Annotated in this window: 14 protein-coding genes and 1 pseudogene; 4 read left to right on the forward strand and 11 right to left on the reverse strand. The window is 46.7% G+C overall.

From position 1 onward, the window contains the following. Positions 1–142 precede the first annotated feature (142 nt). On the forward strand, positions 143–1,450 hold the full coding sequence (locus RHEIN_RS16790; protein WP_008900175.1) for a sugar MFS transporter: 1,308 nt from the start codon (positions 143–145) through the stop codon (positions 1,448–1,450). Between the two features lie 218 nt (positions 1,451–1,668). Next, entirely contained in the window at positions 1,669–3,852 is a 2,184-nt protein-coding gene (locus tag RHEIN_RS16795) for a M3 family metallopeptidase (RefSeq protein WP_008900176.1), read from the forward strand. A 54-nt stretch (positions 3,853–3,906) separates the two neighbouring features. On the opposite strand, the gene pmbA is transcribed toward RHEIN_RS16795, so the two are convergent. Beyond that, positions 3,907–5,253 carry a metalloprotease PmbA gene (gene pmbA / locus RHEIN_RS16800; protein ID WP_008900177.1) on the reverse strand — a complete coding sequence of 449 codons (1,347 nt, stop codon included), beginning with the start codon at positions 5,251–5,253 and terminating at the stop codon, positions 3,907–3,909. Positions 5,254–5,420: 167 nt separating this feature from the next. Here pmbA and yjgA point away from each other — a divergent pair, with 167 nt between their 5' ends. Continuing rightward, positions 5,421–5,948, forward strand: a complete 528-nt coding sequence (gene yjgA, locus RHEIN_RS16805) for a ribosome biogenesis factor YjgA (protein WP_008900178.1) — start codon at positions 5,421–5,423, stop codon at positions 5,946–5,948. A 27-nt stretch (positions 5,949–5,975) separates the two neighbouring features. On the opposite strand, the gene pssA is transcribed toward yjgA, so the two are convergent. The 9 genes and pseudogenes from pssA to RHEIN_RS16850 form a co-directional block, all read right to left on the reverse strand. Continuing rightward, positions 5,976–7,319 (reverse strand): CDP-diacylglycerol--serine O-phosphatidyltransferase, encoded by a 1,344-nt coding sequence (pssA, locus tag RHEIN_RS16810; RefSeq protein ID WP_008900179.1) that lies wholly within the window; start codon positions 7,317–7,319, stop codon positions 5,976–5,978. A gap of 94 nt (positions 7,320–7,413) precedes the next feature. Further along, a complete protein-coding gene (tldD, locus tag RHEIN_RS16815; protein WP_008900180.1) occupies positions 7,414–8,853 on the reverse strand; it encodes a metalloprotease TldD in 1,440 nt (479 codons plus the stop codon). Next, positions 8,846–9,688: a carbon-nitrogen hydrolase family protein gene (locus RHEIN_RS16820; protein WP_008900181.1), complete on the reverse strand. Its 843-nt coding sequence runs from the start codon at positions 9,686–9,688 to the stop codon at positions 8,846–8,848. Before RHEIN_RS16820 ends, tldD begins: the two co-directional genes overlap by 8 nt. Further along, positions 9,681–13,655: a YhdP family protein gene (locus RHEIN_RS16825; RefSeq protein WP_008900182.1), complete on the reverse strand. Its 3,975-nt coding sequence runs from the start codon at positions 13,653–13,655 to the stop codon at positions 9,681–9,683. The genes RHEIN_RS16820 and RHEIN_RS16825 overlap by 8 nt, the downstream gene beginning before the upstream one ends. Then, the gene (gene rng, locus RHEIN_RS16830; protein ID WP_008900183.1) at positions 13,655–15,124 is read right to left on the reverse strand and encodes a ribonuclease G; all 1,470 of its coding nucleotides are present in this window, start codon (positions 15,122–15,124) and stop codon (positions 13,655–13,657) included. The genes RHEIN_RS16825 and rng overlap by 1 nt, the downstream gene beginning before the upstream one ends. Next, a complete protein-coding gene (locus RHEIN_RS16835) occupies positions 15,121–15,684 on the reverse strand; it encodes a Maf family protein (RefSeq protein ID WP_008900184.1) in 564 nt (187 codons plus the stop codon). The genes rng and RHEIN_RS16835 overlap by 4 nt, the downstream gene beginning before the upstream one ends. An 8-nt stretch (positions 15,685–15,692) precedes the next feature. Beyond that, entirely contained in the window at positions 15,693–16,175 is a 483-nt protein-coding gene (gene mreD, locus RHEIN_RS16840; RefSeq protein WP_008900185.1) for a rod shape-determining protein MreD, read from the reverse strand. Further along, complete coding sequence (gene mreC / locus RHEIN_RS16845; protein WP_008900186.1) at positions 16,175–17,062, reverse strand: rod shape-determining protein MreC; 888 nt, start codon at positions 17,060–17,062, stop codon at positions 16,175–16,177. Before mreC ends, mreD begins: the two co-directional genes overlap by 1 nt. A 14-nt stretch (positions 17,063–17,076) precedes the next feature. After that, positions 17,077–18,121, reverse strand: a pseudogene (locus tag RHEIN_RS16850) (rod shape-determining protein). 393 nt (positions 18,122–18,514) lie between these two features. Between RHEIN_RS16850 and RHEIN_RS16855 the strand changes: the two are divergent. Then, on the forward strand, positions 18,515–20,512 hold the full coding sequence (locus RHEIN_RS16855; RefSeq protein WP_008900189.1) for a hypothetical protein: 1,998 nt from the start codon (positions 18,515–18,517) through the stop codon (positions 20,510–20,512). Between the two features lie 93 nt (positions 20,513–20,605). Here RHEIN_RS16855 and RHEIN_RS16860 read toward each other — a convergent pair whose 3' ends face one another. Beyond that, on the reverse strand, positions 20,606–26,098 hold the full coding sequence (locus tag RHEIN_RS16860; RefSeq protein WP_008900190.1) for a DUF6701 domain-containing protein: 5,493 nt from the start codon (positions 26,096–26,098) through the stop codon (positions 20,606–20,608). Positions 26,099–26,134: the final 36 nt, after the last annotated feature.

Genomic DNA, 26,134 nt, shown 5'->3' on the forward strand with positions numbered 1-26,134 from the left:
AATACTCCCCTAAGTAATTGGTGTTGCAGCGAGGCGACAAGTGAGCGAGACCCCAGGAGCATAGTAGTCCTATGTGACTGGGGCGAGTAGCGCAGTCAACAAATCTGCGGCTTCAAGTACGACGGGGACAACGGGGAAATTTATGAACAATTTAACAGCTGAGCCTTTGGCCCGGCATAGCAGCCTATTGCCTATGATCCTGATAGGCATACTGTTTTTTGTGTTTGGTTTTGTCACCTGGCTGAATGGGGCCTTGATCCCTTTTCTGAAAATTGCCTGTCAGCTCAATGAGTTTCAGGCGTTGCTGGTGACTTTTGTATTTTATATCGCTTATTTTGTGATGGCTTTACCCACCTCGGGTTTACTGACCCGTTTTGGCTATAAACAAGGCATGATTATAGGTTTAGCTGTGATGGCAGCAGGCGCTTTGTTATTTATTCCAGCAGCTTTTAGTGCCACTTTTGAACTGTTTTTATTGGCCTTGTTTGTGCTCGGCACAGGCCTGACTATTCTGCAAACCGCAACTAATCCTTACATTGTTTGTATTGGTCCACGCGAAAGTGCCGCCATGCGCATCAGCCTGATGGGCATAGTGAATAAAGGCGCAGGTTTTATAGTGCCACTCTTATTCAGCGCCTGGATTTTAACGGGCATGGACGCCTTTAGTGATTCAGCTTTAGCCCTGCTTAGCCCCGGCGAAAAAACCGCGCTGCTGGCCGAGTTGTCAGGCCGTCTGGTCCAGCCTTATCTGTTGATGGCTGTGGTATTAATTGGCCTGATGGCTTTTGTGCATTTTTCCCCTCTGCCAGAACTACAACTGGACGACCCTGCTGATAAAAACACTGAATGGCGTGCTGTACTGAAATACCCGCAAGTGCTTTTGGGTACTCTGACGTTGTTTTGTTATGTAGGGGTCGAAGTGATAGCAGGCGACACCATAGGTTTATTTGGTCAGGGTTTAGGGCTGGCACATTTTGGCAGCTTAACCTCCTACACTATGGCGTTTATGGTGTTGGGTTATCTGCTGGGCATAGCGCTGATCCCCAACTGGCTGAGCCAACAACAAGCCTTAATAGCCTCAGCTGTGGCTGGTATTGCTTTTACAGCTGGTGTCTTAAGCAGTGATCTGCAGTCTGTTGTTTTGTCTGAATTTTTACTGGGCTGGCTGGGCATTCCAGCAGTGCCGGACCCTGTGTTGTATCTGGCGTTATTAGGTTTAGCCAATGCGTTGGTGTGGCCTGCTGTCTGGCCGCTGGCGCTGCATGGTTTAGGCAAATTAACAGCAACAGCTTCAGCTTTGCTGATAATGGGCATTGCAGGCGGTGCTATTATTCCTTTGGCTTATGGTTATTTAGCGCAACAACAAGGCAATCAAAATGCGTACTGGTTGCTGCTGCCTTGTTATGGCATGATTTTGTTTTATGCAATCAAAGGGCATAAGTTAAAATAATCTGGTTCCACCCTGCTGCGGTTAAATCTGCAGCAGGGTCCTCCATCCTCCTGTCAACAGACCACAAAGCATTACCGCTTATCCCGCTAATCAGGCCATTTACTGCAAAACCTGTTCTTTGTGCCTTGCTTTTGGCATACTCGACCGATTAACAGTTGATGTTTTTTACTGTGATTTCATAACAAAAAAGTAACCAAGATACCCAGAGGGAAAAATCCATGCGTAAGACCTTAATCGCCAGTGCCATTGGTGCAGCTATTACTTTAAGCGCCTGCTCCAAGCCAGCAGAAGAAGCTAACACTACAGCCGCAGTTGAACAAACTCAAACTGCAGCCACGGCAGCGGAGCAAAGTGCAGTGAGCAATCCATTATTAGTAAAAAGCACTCTGCAATACGAAGCGCCTGAATTCGATAAAATTAAAGTTGAGCATTACCAACCAGCTCTGGAAGAAGGTATCAAGCAGCATATGGCTGAGATCCTTGCCATAGCAGGTAACACAGAGCCAGCCACTTTTGACAATACTATAGTGGCCATGGAAAAAAGTGGTGAGTTGTTAGGCCGTGCTTCAAGCGTGTTTTACAATATGACAGGCACCATCAGCAACCCAACTATTCAGAAAATTCAGTCTGAAATGGCGCCTAAATTTGCTGCACACTCAGATAATATCAACCTGAACCCGCAATTATTTGCCCGCGTAAAATCTTTATATGACACACGCGCAACTTTAGGTTTAGGCGCTGAAGCCACTCGTTTAGTGGAAGATTACTATGAGCGTTTTGTTCGTGCCGGCGCTAACTTAACGGAAGAACAAAAAACGAAAATCCGCGCTTTAAACGAAGAACAATCCACTCTGACCAACAAATATCAGCAAAACCTGATGGCGATGAAAGATCAAATCGCTGTTTATGTTGATACCAAAGAAGAGTTAGCTGGTTTATCTGAAGCAGAAATTACTGCAGCAGCTGAAGGGGCTAAAGCCAAAGGCAAAGAAGGTAAATTCATTATTGAAATTACTAACACCACTCGTCAGCCGGCTTTGGCTTCGCTGGAAAACCGCGAGCTACGTAAAAAAGTATGGGAAGCCTCTGCAAACCGCGGCACTTCAGGCGAAACAGACAACCAGCCTATAGTTGCCCGCCTGGCTCAGTTACGCGCTGAACGTGCTGCTTTGTTAGGTTATAACAACTGGGCCACGTACCAGTTAGAACCTACCATGGCTAAAACACCAAAAGCTGTGATGGACATGTTCGCTTCTATGGTGCCGGCAGTAGTCGAAAACACCAAAAAAGAAGCTGAAGCTATTCAGGCGATGATCAAAGAAACTGGCGGTGATTTTGAATTACAACCATGGGATTGGGAGTTCTACGCTGAGAAAGTACGTAAAGCCAAATACGATTTAGACGAAGCGCAAGTGCGTGAATACTTCGAATTTGAACGCGTATTAACAGATGGCATGTTCTACACCATGAACAAGCTGTTTGGCATCACGATGAAAGAACGTCCGGATTTACCTGTGTATCACCCGGATGTAAAAGCTTATGAAGTCTTTGACGCTGACGGCAGCAGCATTGCGTTGTTTTATGCCGACTACTTCGCCCGTGACGGCAAACGTGGCGGCGCCTGGATGAGTTCTTTTGTGGAACAAAGCAAGCTGTTAAATCAGAAGCCTGTGGTAGTGAACGTGATGAACATTCCTAAAGGCCCTGCCGGTGAACCTACATTGGTCAGCTATGACAATGTAACCACTATGTTCCACGAATTTGGTCATGCTGTGCATGGTTTATTCTCAGATGTAACCTACCCGACTTTAGCTGGTACTTCAGTATCCCGTGACTTTGTTGAATTCCCGTCTACCTTCCAGGAAGATTGGGCAGCTCACCCTGATGTGATTGGCAACTATGCAAAACACTACAAAACAGGCGATGCTATTCCGGCTGAATTGCTGGCAAAAATCATGAAGTCACGCAGCTTCAACCAGGGTTTTGATACGCTGGAATACATGTCTGCGGCGCTGTTAGATATGGAATGGCATGCTCTGCCAGCCGATGCTCCATTGCAAGACGTACAGAAGTTTGAAGCAGAAGCGCTGAAAAAACATGGTGTTGACCTGGTTGCTGTACCACCACGTTACAAATCAACCTTCTTCGCTCACGTGTTCTCAGGCGGTTACTCTGCCAGTTACTACGCTTATATGTGGAGTGAAATTCTGGCGGCTGATGCTTATGCCCATGTACAAAACCAGGGTGGCCTGAAGCTGGAAAACGGTATTAATTTCCGTAAAAACATTCTGTCTATTGGTAACAGCAAAGACCCAATGGAAGCCTACAAAGCTTTCCGTGGTCAGGAACCTACTACAGATGCACTGTTAATCCGTCGAGGTTTAAAAACCGGTATTAACTAACAACTAAAAAAGGGTGGCTCACATTGTTCACAATGTGAGCCACCCTTTTTATTTTTAGTGACCCGCGATTTGCATCTGGCCTATCAATACTGAACCTGTCAGCACACCACCACGAGGGTCTACATCTTTGCCTATGGCCTGAATATCCATAAACATTTGCTGCAAAGTACCAGCTATGGTGATTTCGGACACAGGGAACTGGATCTGACCGTTTTCAATCCAGAATCCAGCTGCACCACGAGAGTAGTCACCTGTCACTGTATTGACGCCCTGCCCCATCAGTTCTGTCACTAACAAGCCCCTGCCCATATCACGGCACAGCTGAGCTAAATCGGCTTCACCATGCTGCACTAACCAGTTATGAATACCACCGGCATGACCCGTACTAGGCAAACCTAACTTACGGCCTGAATAACTGGTAGTCAGGTAAGTATTTAATACGCCATTATCCAGTACAGTTAAGTCACGGGTTTTCACGCCTTCACCATCAAAAGGACTGGAGGCTAAAGCTTGTTTTAAATGCGGGCGCTCAATAATAGTCACTTTGTCAGACATCACAGGTTGACCGACTTTATCCAGCAGGAAGCTGGATTTACGGTAAATACTACCACCACTGATCGCCGACACCAGATGACCAAAAATACTGCTGGCGATATCAGCCCGGAAAATCACCGGCACTTTTTGCGTGCCTAGCTTGCGGCCATTTAAACGTTGTACTGTTTCCAAAGCAGCTTCGCGACCAATCTGAGCCGGGTCGAGTAAAGCACCTAATTCACGGGCTACTGTGTAACTGTAATCGCGCTGCATATCGTCGCCGTCTTCACCAATGACGACACAACTTAAACTGTGGCGACTGCTGGGGTAACCAACCAATTGACCATGGCTGTTACCATAGACTTTTAAGCCCTGATGCGACGAAAACGAAGCGCCTTCGGAATTAGTAATACGGGCATCATAAGCAAAAGCCGCTTCTTCCGAAGCTTTACACCACTCAATAGCTTGTTCGGTCGACACTGAAGCAGGGTGAAATAAATCCAGATCTGGTGGCGATAATTCCAGCCAGGAAGCGTCAGCCAAACCCGCATGTGGATCTTCAGAGGTATAACGGGCTATATCAATAGCAGCTTCGACAGTGCGTTTTAAAGCGGCAGGGCTTAAATCAGCAGTAGAAGCAGAACCCTTACGCTGACCGACATAAATGCTGATGCCTAAACCACCGTCCTGATTAAACTCAACGGTTTCAACTTCGCCGTGACGGGTTTCAACACTTAAACCACGGGTACGGTTCATAGAGGCTTCGGCGCTACTGGCCCCTAATTGTTTTGCATGCGCCAGCACCTGGCTGACAGCATCTTTCACTTCGGCGATTTCTTGCCAGATTGTAACTTCGGTTTGACTCATCTGTGTTTATACCTACCAGAATTTTGCGTTCAGCTTACCATAGTTCCGGAGAAATTGGACGTAGGGGCGACCTTTATGGTCGCCCCTACCAAGCCCAATCCGATGCACGACAGAGTGCAGCCTATCGGGTATACTATGCACATTAAACAAGATGGTAAGAGAATCCTATGGCCGATATGACCGACTTTACCCATGGCGACGACTGGGATGTTGAGCATGGTAAAAGTAAAACCCAAGTCAAAAAAGAGATGACTGCATTGCAGAAACTAGGTGAAGATCTGGTTTCTTTAAGCCCTGCAGCCCGTGCTAAGTTAGATTTAGATGATGAGTTAAAAGACGCTTTGGCTTTGGCTGATAAGCTGTCTAAAAAGCATGAAGCGCTGCGCCGTCATATCCAGTTTATCGGTCGTTTAATGCGTACCCGTGATCTGGAGCCTATTGAACGTGCTTTAGCTGTGCTTAGAAACACCAATCAGGCAGCGACCCGTAAGTTTCACTTAGTGGAAACCTGGCGCGATAAACTGATTGCCAATCCGGATGCATTAACTGAATTTGTTGCAGCTTTCCCGGATGTAGACGTACAGCAGTTACGTGCGCTTATTCGTAATGCGCAAAGAGAACAGGAAAAGAACCTGCCACCTAAGGCCTTCCGTGAACTGTTCCAGCTGATTAAACCAGCTATTTTAGAAGACTAAAAAATGGGGTCAGATTTGACCCCATTTTTATATCAGCCGTTTCACCACCAAATCGGCACCTATACGGCGCAGCTGGCTGAGCAGCTTTTGCACTACTTCCGGATAATCACGCACTGTCTCAATTTCTGAATAATGCACAATTTCATTGCTGTGAGCCGTGATCACCTGTTTTTCCTGCTCCAGTAAAGCCTTCAATTGCTGCAAATCGTCTTCGACATAAATGCCGTTTTCAAAATCGAGAGCAAAAGCCCGTGGGTTCAGGTTGTGACCGGTAAACAGGTGCTTAACGCCATCCACACTTAAGCCTTTGAGGTGATAGCTGTTGTCTTCGTGTTTCCACAGTTTGACATGCAGCAAACCTGAGTCGATAAACTTCTGATTTGCCCGCACAAACTTGCGTAAAATAGTTTCGTAGAAATAAGGCAAGCCACCAATTTTGCTAAAACGCTGCCCAGGCGGAATATAGAAGTCGTTGGCGGTTTTATCCCCCACCACAATAGTCACAGGCACACCACGTTTTAAACACTTACGCAGTGCACGGGCTAAAGCTATGGGTGGATTAAAGTAAGGGGTATAAATCAGTACATCCTGCTGTGCTACAGAAAGCAAAGCCAGCACTGTACTGTTCAGCTCGTTATTACGACGGCCTAAGCCTATCAGCAGTGAGGCGCGTAACGCAGAGTCGTTTTTATCTGCATACTGATAACGGGTGGCTTTGGCGTGTTTTAACCATAAACGTGACTGACGTTTGACGGCCTGGCTGACATAAGCTTCGTCATCCAGCAGTTCTGGTGTTTGTTCTTCATCGCCAAACAACTGCTGATGCGCCTGCACTATGGCATCTGTCATCACCTGATTTTGTAGTACCAAGTAGCGATCAGCACGGTAACGGTTTTGTTCGGCCAGATAGACGTTGTTCAGTGAAGCACCGCTGTAAAGCAGAGTTTGATCAAAGACAAAACCTTTTAAATGCAAAACGCCAAAGAGCTCACGCTTTTTAACAGGCACCCCAATGATTTGAATAGGATGTTCGTAGTCTTTGGCAATTTCACGATAAAAATCGTTGTTGGTCCGTGCGCCTTCCTGACCAATAAGGCCACGGCGGGCACGGTGAAAATCAACATAGACCGTCACCTGCAAATCAGGTTTTTGCTGTTTAGCAGCAAATAAAGCCCGCAGAATTTGTTCACCTGCTTCATCAGCCTGCAGATACAAAGCAGTGATCACAATACGATGCTGAGCGCGCTGGATCAAATCCAGCACTGTGCTTTTATATTCAGCGGCCGACCACAACACAGAAACGGTTTCTGCCACCAGATCTGTTTTTGGCAATTTAGCCAGACGACGTCTGTTTAACAAAGTTTGTAACATAACAGGCGAAATTCTCAGTCAGCGCTTAATTTTAATGAGTTGGATCTTGCCGTAAAACGGCACAAAGTCCTAGTGTTTTTCGTCTGAACTCAGTTTAAGCAGTGCCACCTACAGTCATAGCATCCAGTTTTAATGTCGGCTGGCCTACGCCTACAGGCAGGCTTTGACCTTGTTTACCACAAACCCCAACACCTGCATCCAGCGCTAAGTCGTTACCGACCATAGACACCTGCTGCATAGCTTCAGGGCCATTGCCAATCAGGGTTGCGCCTTTAATTGGCGTGGTAATTTTTCCGTCCTCAATCAGATAAGCTTCAGAGGCAGAAAACACAAACTTGCCTGAGGTGATATCCACCTGACCGCCGCCAAAATTCGGGGCATAAATACCTTTTTTCACGCTGCCAATAATTTCCTGTGGGTCGTATTCACCCGCTAGCATGTAGGTATTGGTCATACGGGGCATCGGCAAATGGGCAAAAGATTCACGACGGCCGTTGCCTGTTGGCGCCACATTCATCAGCATGGCGTTGTGCTTATCCTGAATATAGCCTTTCAGAATACCGTTTTCGATCAATACGTTGTATTGACTGGCTGTGCCTTCGTCGTCGATATTCAGCGAGCCACGGCGATGGGCTAAAGTGCCGTCATCAACAATAGTGCAGTGTTTAGACGCGACTTGCTCACCGACACGGCCAGCAAAAGTAGAGGAGCCTTTGCGGTTAAAGTCACCTTCCAGGCCATGACCTACAGCTTCGTGTAATAACACGCCAGGCCAGCCAGAGCCTAAGACCACAGGCATAGTGCCTGCAGGTGCGTCAACCGCAGTTAAGTTGACCTGAGCCATACGCACAGCTTCACGGGCATAACCCTGCCAGCGCGGTGAACCATTGACGTCTTCAAAGAAATACTGATAGTCGGTGCGGGCACCACCACCACTGCCACCCCGTTCACGACGGCCATTGTGCTGCAGCAGTACCGAACAGTTTAACCGCACCAGAGGACGAATATCTGTAGCAAAAGTGCCGTCTGATGCAGCCACCAACACTTCTTCATACACACCGGATAAGCTGACAGCCACTTGCTCGGCACGGCTGTCGAGGCTGCGGATATAAACTTCCATCTGCTTGAGCAGCTCAACTTTAGCGGTGTTATCTAAACTTTGCAGCGGCTCACAAGGCAAATAAATCTGCGGTTGGGACTGCTGTTTAAATACCTGTACTGAACCTTGTTTGCCAGCACCTGCTATACCACGAGCAGCTTCAGCTGCTTGTTTTAAGGCTGCTGCAGAAATGGAGTCAGCGTAGGCAAAACCGGTTTTTTCACCGCTGATAGCGCGAACACCCACACCACGTTCGATATTAAAAGAGCCGTCTTTGACTAAACCATCTTCCAGGCCCCAGGATTCATGCACGCTGGACTGAAAATACAGGTCGGCATAATCCAGCTTGTGCGCAAATAAAAAGCCAAGGCTTTGCTGTAAATCACTGGCGCTTAAGTCACTGGCGCTTAACAGGTTGTGTTCGACATTACTCATGCTTTAACTCACTTTGAAATCTGTTGTGGTGCCTTACCGGCATTTTCTCTGCCAACTGCTGGCAAAGATCTAAATCTGTTTCGACACTCAGCACCATTTCGCTGCTGCCATCGGCTTCTGCCAGAATGCGGCCCCATGGGTCGATTATTAAACTATGGCCATAGGTCTGGCGACCATTAATATGAGTGCCCACCTGGGCTGACGCTACGACAAAACTCTGAGTTTCTATAGCCCGGGCTCTTAACAAGGTATGCCAGTGCGCGTCGCCTGTCACTGTAGTAAAAGCCGAAGGAGCAGCCAACACATTCATGCCTTGCGCTGCAAGAGCCTGGCTTAAACCCGGAAAACGCATATCGTAACAAATCAGCATGCCAAGTTTTAGCTCATCAAGCTGCACCAGACTTACTTTCTTACCCGGCATAGTAGTGGCCGATTCCAGATACTGCTTGCTGCTATCGTTTACTAAGGCGTCAAATAAATGGATTTTCTGATAATCGCCAATTAATTCACCAGCAGGACTATACAACAGACTACTGGCAGCAAAACGTATCGGATCAGTAGTTTGGGTGGGTAAAGTACCCACCAGTAAATACAACTGATGTTTTTTCGCTAAGTCGGCATAAGCTGTTTGCAACGGGCCAGCCCCTAAAGCCTCGGCTAATTGCAGGTTTAACCCATCAGGACCGGCAAATACAGCCACGCCTTCAGGTAATACAGCAAGGTGTCGCTCAGCTTTGGGTAATTGCGCCAGTAACTGATCTACTTTAGCAAGATTAACCGCAGGCTCCGGGCCACTGGTCAGCTGCACAGCAGATAAACGCCAGAATTTAGCCATTGGCTTTTTCCTTGCGTGGTCTGCTGGCTGATGGTTTGACAGGATTTTTTTCTGCTTCTTGTTCCTGCTGTAAACGTAAGCGTTTTTCCTGCTCAGCTTTTAATAACTCAGAACGTGGCACTTCAATTTCTGTGGTATGACGCGCCACTTCCAGCACTTCGGGCTGATCAAAATTGCCTGTGACCACAAAGTTCACCTTGGAGACCACTTCAGCAGATTCGACAATTTCATCCAGCGCCAAAGCAGCTAAACCAGTGGCCGGATTAAACTGCAGCAAAGCCACCAGCACAGGTAAGCTGGAGGTGATTTTTGGCAAAAATGCCATCTGATAATCCAGCTGACGTGTGACTAAATCGGCATAACCCTGAATTTCAATTTTTCCTGCAGCCCCGTCCACCAGCGTATTGTTGGTATGGACCACGCCTTTATCCAGCTGCAAATCACCTCTCATTTCGGTGTAGAAAAAACCTTTAGAGAAAATATCCCTGAAATCCAGTTTCAGCTTACGTACCAGAGAACCCAGGCTGAACACGGACAATAAGCGCGCACCTTTGTCGCTGACTTCGGACAGAGAGCCTTCACCTAAGGTCCAGTTCAGCTTGCCGCCTAAAGTCGCGTAGTTAAACTGAGTGGGGCCACCAGCCCAGCTTAAGTTATCTATCTGTACTTCGGCCGGACTGCCCGCTATGGCAGAGCTTAAATGGTAATCTTTCATTAACTGGCCAAAGTCAGGGCTGCTTAATTTAGCAGATAAACTGGTGACACCCGCTTCCGCATCTTTTTGCCAGTGACCTTTAATACTTAACTGATGTTTTTTGTAGCGCGATTCAAAGCTGTGAATAGTTAAACGTTCACCGTCAGATTCGGTTTGCATACTCAGTTGGCCTAAATCAAAAGGCCCAAATACACAACTCTTACAGTCCAGCTTTAACGGCGGCAAATCGGCCAGCCATAGCATAGGTTCAGGTTTCACCACTTCAGCCAGAGCTTTGGCAATTTGTTGCTCTTTCGTCAGTTTGGCCATGGCTTCTTCCGCCACTAAAGCTTCAGCTTCAACCTGCTGAGGGTCAAAGGGGAATAATTTCAAAAACTCCAGATTGGCTTCAATGCCCTGTGCCATTAAGTCTCTTGGCAGTTTTAACTGACCTTTGGTTTGAGTGGCTGCTACATCTGCCAACCAATAATCAGCTTCTGGTTTTATCTGCAGCTGCACCTGATCAAACTGAATTTCCTCCGTCAGAGTCAGCGCATTTATACTGGCTTTGACCGAGGTTAAAGCGGGAAGCAAGCCAGTTTCAGCGGATTGCTGACTGACTTGTTGATGAACCAGCTCAAACCAGGGCATAAAATCAGTTTTGTCCAGTTGCGCACTGATGGTAAAACCATCGGCAAAACCGGCATTGTCTTTGGCGCCTAAACTTAAATGAGCCCGGCCTATCTGTCCCTGCGCATGCGCATAACTGGCATCAAAAAACACCATATCCTGATAACTCAGAGCTATCACTGAATTGTCCTGACTGCCACTGGAAGACCAGAAAACAGTACCTGCCTGACCGGACTTTTTCGCCAGAGGCATGGGCAACATTAATTCTGTGTCGGTTAGATCCAGCGCTAAGTCGGCCTGATAGGTATAGCCTTCTCCTGCCAGCAGCAAGTCGAGTTTAAACTGCCAGTTTAAAGGGCCGCTGGCAAAATGTTCCAGTTGCGGCGCTAAATTCAGCAACAGCTCCTGGCTGTTTTGTAAGCCCTGACTTAACAAAGAGACTTTGTAGCTGTCTTGTTGTTGTTCGCCACGAAAGCCAAACTGCAGTGGAATATTACTGATAAAAAGCTGTAAATCATCTGCGCTGAGTTTGTCATTATGAAACTCCAGACGGCCCGTCAGGTTTTCGCCGACTAAAACGGGGGCAGACAAAGATAAACCATTGCGTTCAAAGTCGATGGTCCCTTTTACATCCACAATGGGTTCTTCTAAACCTATGGTCAGGCGCATATCACCTTTCACCGGCCCTGTAACACCTAAGTAAGCAAGAGTTTCGCCGATTGAATCATGCATAGGCGAAGCCTGCATCAGGGTAGTCACCTGCTCTGCCAGCAGTTGTTGTTTAATATCAATAATTAAGTTGTCGGCGTTGTACAAATCCGGAATAGCCACTTGTACGCCTTGTTCAACAGGAGCATCCACCAGATAACCCGATTTGCTGCTGATCAGCATAGAGGCATTTTCAAACAGTAATTCTGCGGATAACTCGGTAATGCTTGGCCAGTTTTCATCAAATAAGAACTCAGCATTAGTTACGTCAGCCAAAGCCTGAAATACACCGTCTTTTTCTGCGTAAGGGTAAGCGGAAAACTCGCCGGACCATAACACTTTACCTGAACTGACATCACCGGATAACAAAGCAGGCTTAAGGTAGTTGATGACAGATTCAGGCATATAAAACTTAGGGAAGAACTGCTCCGCATTCTGCACAGGCACCCCATGCAGCTCTGCGATTAAATCCATATTAGGTTTGTCGTCCAGATTCACCACCAGCTCAGCTTCCAGGCTAAAAGCGTCCTGCCATAAACTCAGGTAAGGCACCAGAATTTGCCAGTTGCCGGCACGTTTACGCCAGGCCAGTTCTAATTCAGCGCCTTTGTAGTTCCAGTCCCGACTAAAAGCCTGGCCCCATTGCAAGGCGCCCTCTCTGGCTTTTAAGCCCAGCCAGCCAAAATGCGGCGAAGCCACAAAACTGCCGTGAAAACCTTTCACTCCCGGAACATCGGCGACTGGCGCAGAAGACAACTCATTAAACTGCCCTGACAGATACCACTGGTCGTTTTCTGTGAGTAAATCCACTCTGTCTATTTTGCCGTCCAGCTGGTAAGCCAACAGCGACTGCAATTGTTCAGAGCCATCAGAGAATAATTCCAGCAAAGGCCGCGCTATACCTAACTGCAGGTTTTGTAAGGACGCCTGATAACCCAGCTCATTCTGATTAAGCTGCAATTGCAAACCCGGCCAGCTTTGATGACTGTTACTCAACGTCATAGGGCTTGAGCTTAAACTCCAGCCTTTAGCCATAGGCAACCAGCGCAAATAGCCGTCAGATAAGGCCACTTTGTTCCAGACACCATCTTTTAGCCAGCCCACATTGTTGTCAGACAAAGCCACATCAATTTTTTGCAACTTACCGGCTTTAATATCCCCCCAGGCAGCAAAGTTGAGTTTAGCGCTGTTCAGCTTGCGGGTTTGCGGCAGTAACTGTTGGAACCAGGGCAATAAATCCAGCTGCTGACTGGCCAGATACAACTGGCCATTGGCTTTGGACGGCTCGCCTGTTAAGTCGATAATAAAAGACAAGGTATTGGCAGTGACATCAGCGACAGACAATTCGCCCCAGCCCTGATGTCGTTCACCCTCGTTTCGCCAGTTCAGCGCTTTAATATCCAGCCGGATATCTTCATCCTGCGTGTTGTTAAACACCAATTGACTGTCGAGTACAGAAAAATGCTGCAGCTGCTTAAAGAATAAATCCTGCAGCGCATCAAATAACGGCTGGTTATCCGAAGGAGTAGCTACACCAGTACCTAACCAACGCTGCGCATCCACTCTGTAGGTTAAACCTGTCAGTTCAAAATGAGCAGCACTGAGTTTCATAGTGCGTAATGATCGCCAGAAATCCAGCCGGATGCCGGTTTCCTTTATGGTTAATTGCGGCTGAAAATTGCTGTCCAGTACTTGCAGTTGCTGCAATACCAAAGCCGGACCAGTGCCCTGCCAGCCTGCTGACAAAGCGCCAATTCGTACTTCAGTACCATATTCAGCTTTGATCCAGTGTTCGATGTCGGTTTTATAACCTGGGGCATAAGGCAGGCCAAAACGTAAAGCCGAGACTAGTGTTGCCATCAACACCACGAAGATAGCAAAGAAGATCCAAATTTTGTGTAAGCAATAAAACCAGGCCTGTTTTACAGTCCGCACTACATCATCACCACATCAAATTGTTCCTGACCGTATTGAGGTTCGATCACCACACTGATTTGTTTACCAATAAAGACTTCGAGTTCAGCCATGCTGTGAAATTCATCATTAATTAAGGCATCTTTTACCGCAGGTGACGCATAAACCACAAATTTATCTGCCACATAAGCCCGGTTCACCCGTACTATTTCACGCAAAATTTCAAAACAAACAGTTTCCACTGTCTTTAAACTGCCGCGGCCAGCACAAACAGGGCATTCACCACAAAGCACATGTTCCAGGCTTTCACGAGTGCGTTTGCGGGTCATTTCAACCAAACCCAAAGCAGAAAAACCATGAATATTGGTTTTGGTTTTATCACGGCCTAATGCCAGTTCTAAACTATGCAATACGCGCTTTTGGTGCTCTTCGCTTTGCATATCGATAAAGTCGATAATAATAATGCCGCCCAGATTCCGTAGCCGCAACTGACGGGCTATCGCCTGAGTGGCTTCTGTGTTGGTATTAAAAATGGTTTCTTCTAAATTGCGATGACCAACAAAAGCACCTGTATTGACGTCTATAGTGGTCATGGCTTCGGTTTGGTCGATCATCAGATAACCACCACTTTTCAGCATAACGCGCCGCTCCAACGCACGCTGAATTTCATTTTCAACATCAAACAAATCAAAGACTGGCCGCTCGCCCGGATAATACTCCAGCCGTGCTGTCATTTCAGGCACAAATTCTTCGGTAAAGGCATGCAATTGCTGATAAGTCAGCTTGCTGTCGATGCGCACCCTTTCTAAATCAGAACCTACAAAGTCACGCAAAATACGATACGCCAGCGTGAGCTCTTCGTACAACATAGTTTCTTTACGGGCATTTTTTTTACGTTTTTGGATCTTAGCCCACAGCTTCTGTAAAAACTTACCATCGTGCAGCAGCTCGTCTTCACCCGCACCTTCGGCTGCTGTACGAACTATGTAACCACCGCTTTCTTCCAGACAAGTGCTGACAATATCTTTTAAGCGCTGACGCTCGCGATCACTTTCAATACGTTGTGATACACCAACATGAGCAGAACCCGGCATAAAGACCAGATGGCGGCTTGGCAAAGTGATATCTGTGGTTAAGCGCGCGCCTTTGGTACCCAGCGGGTCTTTCACCACCTGCACCAGCAAAAACTGACCTTCATGCACCAGCAGGCGAATATCTTTCACCGGTCCTGCTTTAAGTTCAGGATCCGCTATGTTTAAACCTGCTGTGACTATATCGGAGGCATGTAAAAAAGCGGCTTTATCTAAACCTATATCGACAAAAGCAGCCTGCATGCCAGGCAAGACACGGCTGATTTTACCCATATAAATGTTGCCGACCAACCCATGTTTGGCCTGGCGCTCAATATGCACTTCCTGCAATACACCGTTTTCAATCAAAGCCACCCGGGTTTCACTTGGAGTGACGTTGATCAGTAATTCTGCGCTCATTGCATGTCCTTCAGAGTCTGTAACAGCTGTGCGGTTTCATACAAAGGCAAACCTACCACAGCAAAATAACTGCCATCTATACGCTGTACAAACTGTCCTGCCAGCCCCTGAATACCATAACCACCGGCTTTATCAGCGGGCTCGCCGGTATTCCAGTACCAGAGTATTTCCTGTTCGGACAGTGGTTTAAACCAAACTTTAGTCGCGACAGTGGTACTGATCATACCCTGTGCTGTTGCTATAGCCACAGCTGTTTTTACCCAATGACTGCGGCCCGACAATAACCCCATCATGCGCTTAAAATCGGCCAAATCAACAGGTTTACCTAAAACGACTTCATCCACCTGCACTATGGTATCAGCACCCAGAGTCGGCAGCGGTAGCTGCTGGCTCTGATAGCCGGCTTGAGCTTTTTGTTCTGCTAAACGTAACACATACTGATCGGCAGTTTCGCCTTCAAGCAGGCTTTCATCAATTTCGCCTTTGACCAGCACAAAATCCTGCTGCAACTGAGTTAATAATTCACGGCGACGGGGAGAAGCGGACGCAAGGGCTATCATAGCGGTACTCAATGAATTTTAAACTGGCGGCGGATACGACGTAGTAACCAAAAGATCCATGGCCAGACCGCAGCGCCTGTAACTACAGGCCACAAATACGCCATGGTAAAAACAACACCTGTTAAGAAGTGACTCAACCAAAAGATAAAATAATGATAAAAGGCTAAAAACAGGGCTATCACTAAGCTTTGCTGCAATATAGAGAAATTACGGATTTTTAAATGATGCACTGAGCAGAAATAAATAATCACTGAATACGCCAGTGCATTGACACCAAGCACAGTGCCGACCAATACATCCAATAAAAAACCTGTGACAAAAGCTGTGCCTATACTGACGCGAAACGGCAAAGCCAAAGCCCAGTAAAACAACACCAGCAAAGGCCAGTCAGGCCGGAATAACTTCACAATGGCCGGCAGTGGCACTACAGCCAGCACCAGCGCAAACATCAAAGACAAATACACCAGAACTAAACGATGCGACTTTTCCATCAGAAATCTCCCGCTACAGCAGCAGCTTCTGCATCAGGCGGCGCTATTTGTTCATCAATTTCCGGTTTAGCTTTAGGCCAGACCAATAACACATAACGAATGCGATCCAACTGAGCATAAGGTTTGGCGTACACCTGTAAAAACGGCTGTTGTGCATTTCGACTAATACGCACCACTTCAGCGACAGGGTAACCTTCAGGGAAAACGCCATCCAGACCGGAGGTAATCAGTTTATCGCCCTGCTGAATATCAGCACTGTGTGGAATATGCATCAGCCGCACTTCGTCGGCCTGACCTAAACCTTCAGCCACTACATGATCACCGTTGCGTTCAACCCGCATTGAGATGGCATGAGTGGTATCGGAAATGAGTAAAGCCCGGCTGCTGGTAGGACCCACACTGACAATCTGACCCAATACCCCTAAGTCATCAATCAAAGGCTGTTGTGCCACAACACCGTCGTTACTGCCTTTGTTAATCACAATCTGATTACTAAACGGATGGCTGTACACAGCCAGCACTTCAGCCACCAGGCGCTTACTCTCAGCTACTGGTACTGAACCTAACAGGGAGCGTAATTTGTCGTTTTCCTGCTGTAAAAATTGCAGGCGCTGCATTTGGGTATTTTGCCGCAACAAGGTTTCACGCAGCTTCTGGTTTTGCTGCAGCAAACGCTGGTGAGACATAAATTGTTCGGAAGCATCAGACATCATGGCCTGGGGTAAATTGGCCAGATAATATAAGGGACTTACAGTTGCGGTTAGATAACTACGCAACTGTGTGGAGCTGTCGGTAAAACGATCCAGCGTCATCAGCCCAACGCTGCACAAGACTGCAAAAAACAGTCTTAGCGGCAGAGATGGGCCACGCTCAAAGATAGGTTTCATTCAGGACTGACTTGTTAGTCGTAACTAAACACATCACCGCCATGCATATCGATCATTTCTAAAGCTTTACCACCACCACGGGCTACGCAGGTCAGCGGGTCATCAGCCACAACTACAGGAATACCGGTTTCTTCCATTAGCAGGCGATCTAAGTCACGTAATAAAGCGCCACCACCTGTTAATACCATACCGCGTTCAGAAATATCTGAAGCCAGTTCTGGTGGAGACTGTTCCAGAGCAACCATAACAGCTGAAACTATACCAGCCAATGGCTCTTGTAACGCTTCTAAAATTTCGTTGCTGGTCATGGTAAAGCTGCGAGGTACACCTTCAGCCAGATTACGACCACGGACTTCAATTTCCAGAATTTCGTCGCTTGGATAAGCAGAACCAATTTCTGTTTTGATACGTTCCGCTGTGGCTTCACCAATCAGTATGCCGTAGTTACGACGGATGTAGTTGATGATGGCGTCGTCAAACTTGTCACCACCAATACGAACTGATGAGGAATACACCACACCGTTCAGGGAAATAATAGCTACTTCAGTAGTACCACCACCAATGTCGACCACCATAGAACCTGTAGCTTCAGACACAGGTAAACCTGCACCAATAGCGGCGGCCATAGGCTCGTCTATTAAATACACTTCACGGGCGCCAGCACCCTGAGCAGATTCACGGATAGCGCGGCGTTCAACCTGTGTGGAACCACAAGGCACACAGGACCAGTACACGTGGGCTTGGACGCAGGAAACTGTTGCTATGCGCTTGCTTGATAAAATGCTGCAGCATTTTTTCAGTCACATAGAAGTCGGCAATTACACCGTCTTTCATTGGACGAATGGCTTTAATATTGCCAGGAGTACGACCAAGCATACGCTTGGCAGCGTGGCCAACGGCCGCAACACTCTTAGGTCCGCCAGTTCTTTCCTGACGAATAGCAACTACTGAAGGCTCGTTCAGGACTATGCCCTGATCTTTTACATAGATGAGTGTATTGGCTGTCCCCAGGTCGATCGACAGATCATTTGAAAACAGACCACGCAGTTTATTGAACATGGAACAGACTAATCCTTTTAACTAAGAGGTGGTGACACAAGGTGCCGAAGATAATGTCGCTTATTTTAAGTAACAAAACGCCAAGAAAATAGCTTTATCTTTAGTTTTTACCAAATTAAACCAAAGCCATTGAAAAGCCAAATGTTTCGTTGTCAGACAAAGGGGAATCACATAAGTTTTGTTGTGACAGAAATATATATATCCGTTGGGGCGGGGCTTGCCCCGCCAGTCTCATAACACCGCGTGACAGACGGCAAGGTCGTAACAAGCATCTCCCCCAGCGGAGCAATCGAATCAGTTTGAACACCGACGCAATAATTAAACTTTAACTTTACTTATGAATACCATTAAACTGCTCCTCTTTTTATCTTTCATACAAGGATGTCAGTGGTTATGCTCAAACATGTTTTTGCTTTATCTGTGGTAGTGGCTCTGTCCGCTTGTGGAGGCGGTTCTGGTGATTCAACGCCTCCTACACCTCCAGTATCCAACTTACCGGATTTATTATTGACTGCAGAAAACTATCAGGAAGTAACCCCTGTAGCTTTTGCTTTTCAAGAGGCGCTGTTACAACTCAGCCATTACAGCTATGGCAGGATCCAAAATCTGAGTGAAACAGATCGCAATCAGGACATTATTTGTAGCAACGGGGGCATCCGGTCCGTTGACTGGACTGGCTCTATTTCCAGGCCAGGTCAGGCCACAGCAGGCACAGTGATCACTGAAACCTTCAGAGATTGTCTGGTTGCAGAGTTTAACGAAGTACTGAACGGTTCGGCAGTCATTAGCGTAAAAGCAGAATCAACGGCAGCCAATATTCAACTTCAACTGAATTTTAATGGTCTTGAAATAAGCTCTGCACCCGCCATAGTTGTGGTAGACCCTTTTGAGCTGAGTATCACCGAAAGTGCCGATCTTTATTCAATCAAACCCGCTCTTATCAATAACAAACTCAGATTTAACTTTAAAGGTGAAGGTATTTACAGCCTGAGTAATACAGTACTGAATCATCAACTCAATACAAAAACAGCCTTGTATACCTCATCTTTTCAAACAGACTTAACAATAGACGACTTTAAAAGTGGCTTAAAAATAGCGACCAGCAAAGGCTTTTCTGGTTATGTTGGCGAGTATCCACACGAAGGAGCCATTAGCGTTACCGACGTTAAAAATAACAAGTTAGAAGTGAAGGCAAATTACGTTGAGAATTCCTACCTGGCCAATGTCTCTTTTACTGGCGCGTCAAATCCGGGCAGTACCCACTGGAGTAGTCTGATTGAAGGAGCCTTATGGTCATGGCCAGGTTTAAGTTCGTACTATTTGTCTGAATTCAGAGCCGATAACTTTGCATTCAGCGGTTTTTATCACCCGGAAAAATTGTCCAACCTTAATGTCAATGACACTGTGACACTGCAATTCTCACGCGAATTGGCGCCATCCCAGAATTTGAATCTCTATTTGCTGGGTAATTGGTCGACCGCCGACATTCCTCTTGAGTACCAGATCAAGGGTTCTCAACTGATCCTGTTTATTCCTGAAGGTATGAAATATGATCAGGAATATCGTCTTAGCTATTTTACTATCACATCCGCCAAAGGCTATACCATAGATGTAGCAAACTGGGACATGTTTAAAGGCAATAACGCGGTAAAAGCCCTGATCACCGCAAGCACCAAAGTATTTACTAAAGACCAGTATCCACAACTTTCAGCCGCTAATTCACAATCTAAAACCGGCCTGAATCTGACTTACAGCTGGTCTGAAGTCACAAATACAGGTTTGATATTTAGTGCGCCCGACAATAAAGAAACCAGTTTTTATTACACGGGTTCTGTCCCAGTACAGAAGCCATTGATTAAACTCACAGTGACTGATAGCCAAGGTAACTCAGCGTCAGAGCTTTTGCAGTTATCACCTTACACACAGGGATTGAACACTTTGTATTTTACGAGTGACCAAGGTGACTATATAGGTCAGGGCCAAACGGTGTTGCATCAAACAGAGGGCAGTGTTGTGAACTATCTCAGTATGTTTGAGCAATGGAATACGATAAGAGCAAGCATTGAGTACAGTGAAAATGATCAGAACTATAACTGGAGTTTGAGTTTCTCTGCAGCCAACGGAGCTCCGCTGACAACTGGCCATTACACTGGCGCCAGTCGTCATCCATTTCAACCATTTAACACTCCAGGGTTAGATTTTACTGGCAATGGCAGAGGCTGCAATACCTCAAGAGGTGAGTTTACCATTCATGAGATTGCCTATAGCGGTGACGAAAACTCCCCCCAATTAGACGTATTAGCTATGGATCTGGTGCAGTATTGTGAAGGAGGGCCAACGAAGATCAAGGCTTCTATTCGGATTAATTCGAATGTACTGCTGACATTCTAAGGTACATTTTTAGAGCTTTATCGAAGAATACAGGCGCGGTTACCCCGCGCCCCTGTCAAATTGCGCTCCCATCCAACAACTTCCAGCATTTAATCAATTCAGTCGTTCCTGCCAGAAGATTTGACGTTTATTGCCAGCGCGCAGGCCAAAGACAAATTCCGCGTTTGGCTCGGATTCATCGTCAGGCAGCAACCATGGCAATCCTTCGTCCCCGTCAGCAATAGAACATTCCAGTAGCCACGAGCCTCTGTCACCGTCAGAATCCAAAAACATGGGGTTTACTGCAGGCAATTTACCTGCACTTAAGGTTTGAGCCGTAGCTGCACCACCCATACTATTTTCCAATGTCAAAGCAGCTCCACCCGTTGTCGAGTCAGCAGTGCAATCCACAGGATTAAATAGGGTGCAGTTATCATCAGTATTAAGAACAAACTTAGTGCCATCCCAGTATTGGGCTTCTACATCAATACGAAGCCGTTCATTTTCAGGTCCTACTGCAGGTTTTACAACCAGACGCCCATATCGCAACTCAGGAGCTGTAATAGTGCTAAAAGTAACAGGTAAACAACTGCCATTATCTGCAGTTTTGACACAAACCCCGTCACTGTCTCTGACAAAGCTTTCAGTCAAATCCAGCGTCAACCCCAAAGCCGGACTTAAAACAGGAGCGCTGTAAGGCAAAGTGCGGGCAAACCTGAGGTTTTCTGGTGTCGAAACATTCAGGTTACTCATAGCCAGTTCAAATTCACCACCAAAAGTATCTCCTCCTTCCGGCTCTATTTTGCCCCGACCTGTAATTTCAGCTGTGGCCACTGTACTTAACGTAGAATAAGCTGTTGCATCATTCATTTGTCCCACTGTAGTTGCTGTCATAGACTGAGCTTTAAAAAAACTCAGGCCATAGTTTGTAGTTGTTGCTCCCTGCACATTTTTTGCGGTTAACGTAGCTTGCGGGAAAACCTGATAACCCACAGCCTGCCCCAGATAAGCAAATTTTGTCTTTGATGGATCAGGGTCGTTTGCATTACAAGCGGCTTCCAGCACTGGAGTATTGACTGAAGCTGTAAAATAAGCCGGAATAAAACGGCCGACAGGAGCGCTGGTCGCCGGAAGTATAGTGTAACCAAAGTAGCTATTGGCCGCCGGAGTTGCAGTAAAGCTAAATACCCCAACCTCAGATACAGCCTGACTGGTAGTGACGACGCCACCGGCAGACTGAATATGGTTATACGATCCCACGCCTAAATTACCCGGGCTGGCACCTTCCGCAGTCAGAGGAGCCACCAGTGAATGAGTTAATGCAATATCATTCAGTCTGAAGTTTGGTGTGCTTAGTGGGTTAGCACAAAGATTTGTATTACCGGCATTATCTGAGGCTTTTGCTATAACAGACAAAGGAAAGTCTTCCCCTGCTTTTTTATAAGCCGCACAATTTGCGTAAGGAGAAGCGCAAAGGTTGTTATCGCTCTCCTGCACACATAACCCGGCAGGACGAGAGATAAATTGGTCGGAACCAGTCATCAGCAGCCCTAATTCCGCGCCAGTGCCTTCATAACTGGCATTCAGTTGCATCTGACCTGCATCTATATAATTCAAAGCAACTGTCGCCTGACCGTTTGCATTAAAGGCCAGATTTCGGACCTGAGCACTAATCTCAGTTTGAGCAATAGGTTGTGTGTTAATCAGCACAGATCTGCTTTCCGGACGGGCGGTAGCTCCAGGGTCAATATAATCAGACCACAACTTTACCGCTTTTGTCACATCGGCAAAACCAGGCACACATTGTTGACTGGCATTGTCTTTACGCACCGCACTAATCACCACATTTTGCGATTCATTGGCCACCATATCCGCAACATCAAAGACAAAACCACTGTCGGCAAAATTCAGCACACAATCGTCAGCCACACCATTTTGCCTGCACTGCAGCGCATTGCTGGCAGCCACACTTGGATTAGTCACACTTAAGGTGGTATTGCCGACACCGGTTTTTTGTAAAGATCTGGTAGTACTGCCCGTAAAGGTTACAGTACCACCGCCAACCCAATTGGCGCCATCAGTTGCCGCCAGAGTTAAAGTCACAGGGCCGGCGTAAAGCTGAGAGCAATCAGCGTTGGCACAGGCTCTGATGGTGGCTTCCGTTGGACTACAGGTCAGCCCCTGCGCACCATAGCTTATTTCGTAATGATGTAATGGAGCACCTATCACTACATCAGGTGCATTTTGCACAGTACAGACCTGAATAGTGGCAAGTTCATGATAGTTCACACTGCCCCCGGTTGCGGCGGTAAAGGACAAATAGAAGTTATCAGGTACCGTACTTTGATTCAGTGCGGTTGCGGCATTAAAAGATGAAATAACAGTGCTGTAATTGTTGCCAGAACCAGTGGTATCTCGTTCTACAGTAACCAGAGCTTCATTGTTATTGCGGGCGTCCACTGAAATCCTGTAACGATGCCCAGGCCCCGGAGTATTGGTATTCGCATTGTCTACATTAGGTGATAATGCAGCACCTGCCAGATAACGGTAATTGGGTGATGAACCTCGTATGGCTACGGATTGAGGACGACGGTTTGTGCCATTAAAGCCACCTATACGGCCTTCACTGGACGCAGAAAAGTTACCATAAGCATCGATACCTATACCTAGCCAACCTCCGGCAAAACCAGGATCGCCGTTATTACGCTGCGCATAACCTAAAGAGCCACCAAAACTACCGGGAGCAGGCACTGAGTTTGCATCTGATAAAGTGACAGCTATGCCATCAGCCCCTTCCACTGAACTGGGTCGCCATGCATAGAGATTGAACTCAACTTTGACCTGATTACCTCTGCCCGGAAACAACTTACGCAAGGTCATTGAAGTAGCCTGATTGGTAATGTTTCTGGTGAGGCGCAGTCGCTGAGGATTCGTTTCGACTGTTGGAGTTTCACTGCCTAAATAGGCTGAGGCATACCAGTTTTCCGTAGAATAAAAGTTCTCGGTAAAACACTGAGTACAAGCTTTACGTTCAGCCATAACAGCCGCTATCTGGCTGTTGGTTAAAGCTCTGGCATAGATACGCAGTTCATCTAAATCACCGGCAAAAAAACTATTGGCAGCGCCGTGGTCCTGCCCCAACTGCAAAGTACTGGAATTGGTTTGCAGGTTCGCATTGCGGGTACTGCTGGAGTTTTCCACCCCATTCAGATAAATACGCTGACTACCGGAAATGTAACGGATCAGTACATGAGTCCAGCTATTGTTTGCAAGTGCACTGGCAGACACCAGAGTACGGTTTGTCCCCCCACTTTCAGTCCAGCGCCATACAATTCGGCCATCAGACTGTTGCATAATTTCATAGTTACCGTCTTTTGATAAAATAGCCCTCAGATTACTACCCGATGGCCTGCTTGTCGGCCTGACCCAAACACCTATGGTTAAGTTAGTGCTGATATCCAGCAGGTTATTATCTGCAGTTTCAATATAACGATTTGAACCATTAAACTGAGCAAAAGCACAAGTACCAGGATCACCACTTAATGCCGGGCTTACAGATGAAGCCAAAACACCATTAAAAGTGCGGCCATGCAGGTTATTGCCAGAGAAATCCAGAACTTCATTAGCAGCGCCCGACCAGCCCCCCTGATTTAAATCCCAGCTTAATACAGTACTGGAGTTAGTACAGGCGTTTGTGGTGTTTCTTAAAACCGCTATTTCTGCCGGTGTCAGTTCACGGGCATGGAATCTGACTTCATCAATTTTACCTGTAATACCGTTGGCTCCACCCGGTATAGCACCAATAGCCATAGCTCCGGTGACTGTACGTGGTGTTTTTGCATCTGTCGCATTACCAATATTACTGCTGTCCCTGATTGCCATTTGGGTACCATTCACATAAAGACGCATGGTCCGGCTGTCTCTGTTGTAAGTGGCTGTAATATATTGCCAGGTACCGTCAAACACAGCAGCACCAGCTGTAGAAATATTGTGAACCGTATTACTTTGCATACGCAGTTCAAACACCAGATTACCCGCAGTATTCCGATACAGTTCAAAGCGGCCAGTATTGTTTAAAGTAGTATCACCATAAGCCAGTAAAGTCTGAAAACTACTGGCCGGCTGGCTGGCTGCATTAACATTCATCCAGAAGGAGACTGAAAAAGTATTTGCGTTGTTGATCACTGTCGTATTTGGAATTTCAACATTCTGCGATGTACTTCCAGAAGCCTGGCCTACAAACTCGCCATAACCACAAGTACCAGGGTTGCCTGAAATAGCAGGACTGGCATCAAACACAGTAGCTGAATTGCGGGCCCGGCCATGTAATGCCAAAGTACCTGAATCTTTTACTTCACCCGCTGTTCCGTTCCAGCTGGCTTCATTAAAGCGCCACCATAAATTATCTGTGCTTCCTGCTGCGTCGCACTCTACAGCGTTACCGCCTGAGGAACTGTCACAACTGGTGCCACCGGAAATGTTACCGTCGTTATCTATATGAGGTGCAGTTACATCGCCAGTGATCTGACCACTACTGCCGTTATCCACTGTATTTTCGGCTTCGACATCGCCCTGAATAGTGCCGTTATTTGCTACATTCTCTGCTGTAACATTACCTATAATCTGAGCGCCATAGCCAACTTCAACGTCTTCTTCAGCGTCAACATCGCCTTCTATACGACCATTACCGTTTTCAAGAACCACGTTTTCTGCAACCACAGAACCAATAACCACGCCTCCACTGCCTACTGTTAAGGTGTCTGAGACTGTAATATTGCCGTTAATCTGGGCGTTTGAAGGCTGCATAGTGACATCAGTTGCAGTGACTGGGCCTGTGACTGAACTGCCACTGGCCAGAGTAAACTGATCTGCTGCTGAAACAGCACCATTGATAGTGACAGGACTATTCGTACTGATATCATCGCCGCTGGTGACACTGCCATTGATCACCGCCTGACTACCGATAAAAATATCTTCATCTGCATTCAGATCACCAGTGACCTGAGTACCACTGGATCTGATATTGATTTCGTCTGCACTTATATTGCCCTGAATAGTATTGGCAGAACCAGTTTCTACATACCCGGCTATCAGGTTGCCATTAATAGTGTTGCTGCTGCCGGTGATAATCTCTTCAGCTTGCAAAGTACCAGTAATGGTATTAGCTGATGCAGTACGAATTTCGCTTTCAGCTGTCAGATTACCAACAAAAATGCTTTCACTGGAGGTGTTAATATCATCAGCGCTAACATTGCCATTGATAATATTGGCATAGCCAAAATTAGCATTGCGATTGATATTAAAATTTGCTTTGGCTCTGAAATCGCTGTTAGTGTCCAGGTCCCTGCCAATATTAATAGTCAGGGCTGAAGGCAGGCCATTTTGATTGATTTTTGCGTTTTCAAAGTTAGCATTGTTACCGATATTTAAAATAACATTGCCCGTCACATTAATAACGTCATTCCAGCCTAAATTTAAATTACCGTTACAAGTAACAACTTGGGCGTTATTAGTACAACCAGGAGGTGGGCTGGATGGTAAATTATAGGTTGCAGCTTTAGCCCAAAAGCTACAAACAACCAACACCAGCAGCAAAAACTTCTTCATACCACAACTCCGCTTTTGCCAGAGGGCAACTGCATT

Origin of the sequence: Rheinheimera sp. A13L, from assembly GCF_000217935.1 — a bacterium.
GTDB lineage: Bacteria > Pseudomonadota > Gammaproteobacteria > Enterobacterales > Alteromonadaceae > Pararheinheimera.

Excerpts from the sequence above, each read along its gene's own strand:
- RHEIN_RS16820 (WP_008900181.1), bottom strand. The coding sequence starts at position 9,688 with ATGGCTAAATTCTGGCGTTTATCTGCTGTGCAGCTGACCAGTGGCCCG.
- RHEIN_RS16860 (WP_008900190.1), bottom strand. The coding sequence starts at position 26,098 with ATGAAGAAGTTTTTGCTGCTGGTGTTGGTTGTTTGTAGCTTTTGGGCT.
- pssA (WP_008900179.1), bottom strand. The coding sequence starts at position 7,319 with ATGTTACAAACTTTGTTAAACAGACGTCGTCTGGCTAAATTGCCAAAA.
- RHEIN_RS16790 (WP_008900175.1), top strand. The coding sequence starts at position 143 with ATGAACAATTTAACAGCTGAGCCTTTGGCCCGGCATAGCAGCCTATTG.
- RHEIN_RS16835 (WP_008900184.1), bottom strand. The coding sequence starts at position 15,684 with ATGATAGCCCTTGCGTCCGCTTCTCCCCGTCGCCGTGAATTATTAACT.
- mreC (WP_008900186.1), bottom strand. The coding sequence starts at position 17,062 with ATGAAACCTATCTTTGAGCGTGGCCCATCTCTGCCGCTAAGACTGTTT.
- RHEIN_RS16795 (WP_008900176.1), top strand. The coding sequence starts at position 1,669 with ATGCGTAAGACCTTAATCGCCAGTGCCATTGGTGCAGCTATTACTTTA.
- pmbA (WP_008900177.1), bottom strand. The coding sequence starts at position 5,253 with ATGAGTCAAACCGAAGTTACAATCTGGCAAGAAATCGCCGAAGTGAAA.
- rng (WP_008900183.1), bottom strand. The coding sequence starts at position 15,124 with ATGAGCGCAGAATTACTGATCAACGTCACTCCAAGTGAAACCCGGGTG.
- mreD (WP_008900185.1), bottom strand. The coding sequence starts at position 16,175 with ATGGAAAAGTCGCATCGTTTAGTTCTGGTGTATTTGTCTTTGATGTTT.
- yjgA (WP_008900178.1), top strand. The coding sequence starts at position 5,421 with ATGGCCGATATGACCGACTTTACCCATGGCGACGACTGGGATGTTGAG.
- tldD (WP_008900180.1), bottom strand. The coding sequence starts at position 8,853 with ATGAGTAATGTCGAACACAACCTGTTAAGCGCCAGTGACTTAAGCGCC.
- RHEIN_RS16855 (WP_008900189.1), top strand. The coding sequence starts at position 18,515 with ATGCTCAAACATGTTTTTGCTTTATCTGTGGTAGTGGCTCTGTCCGCT.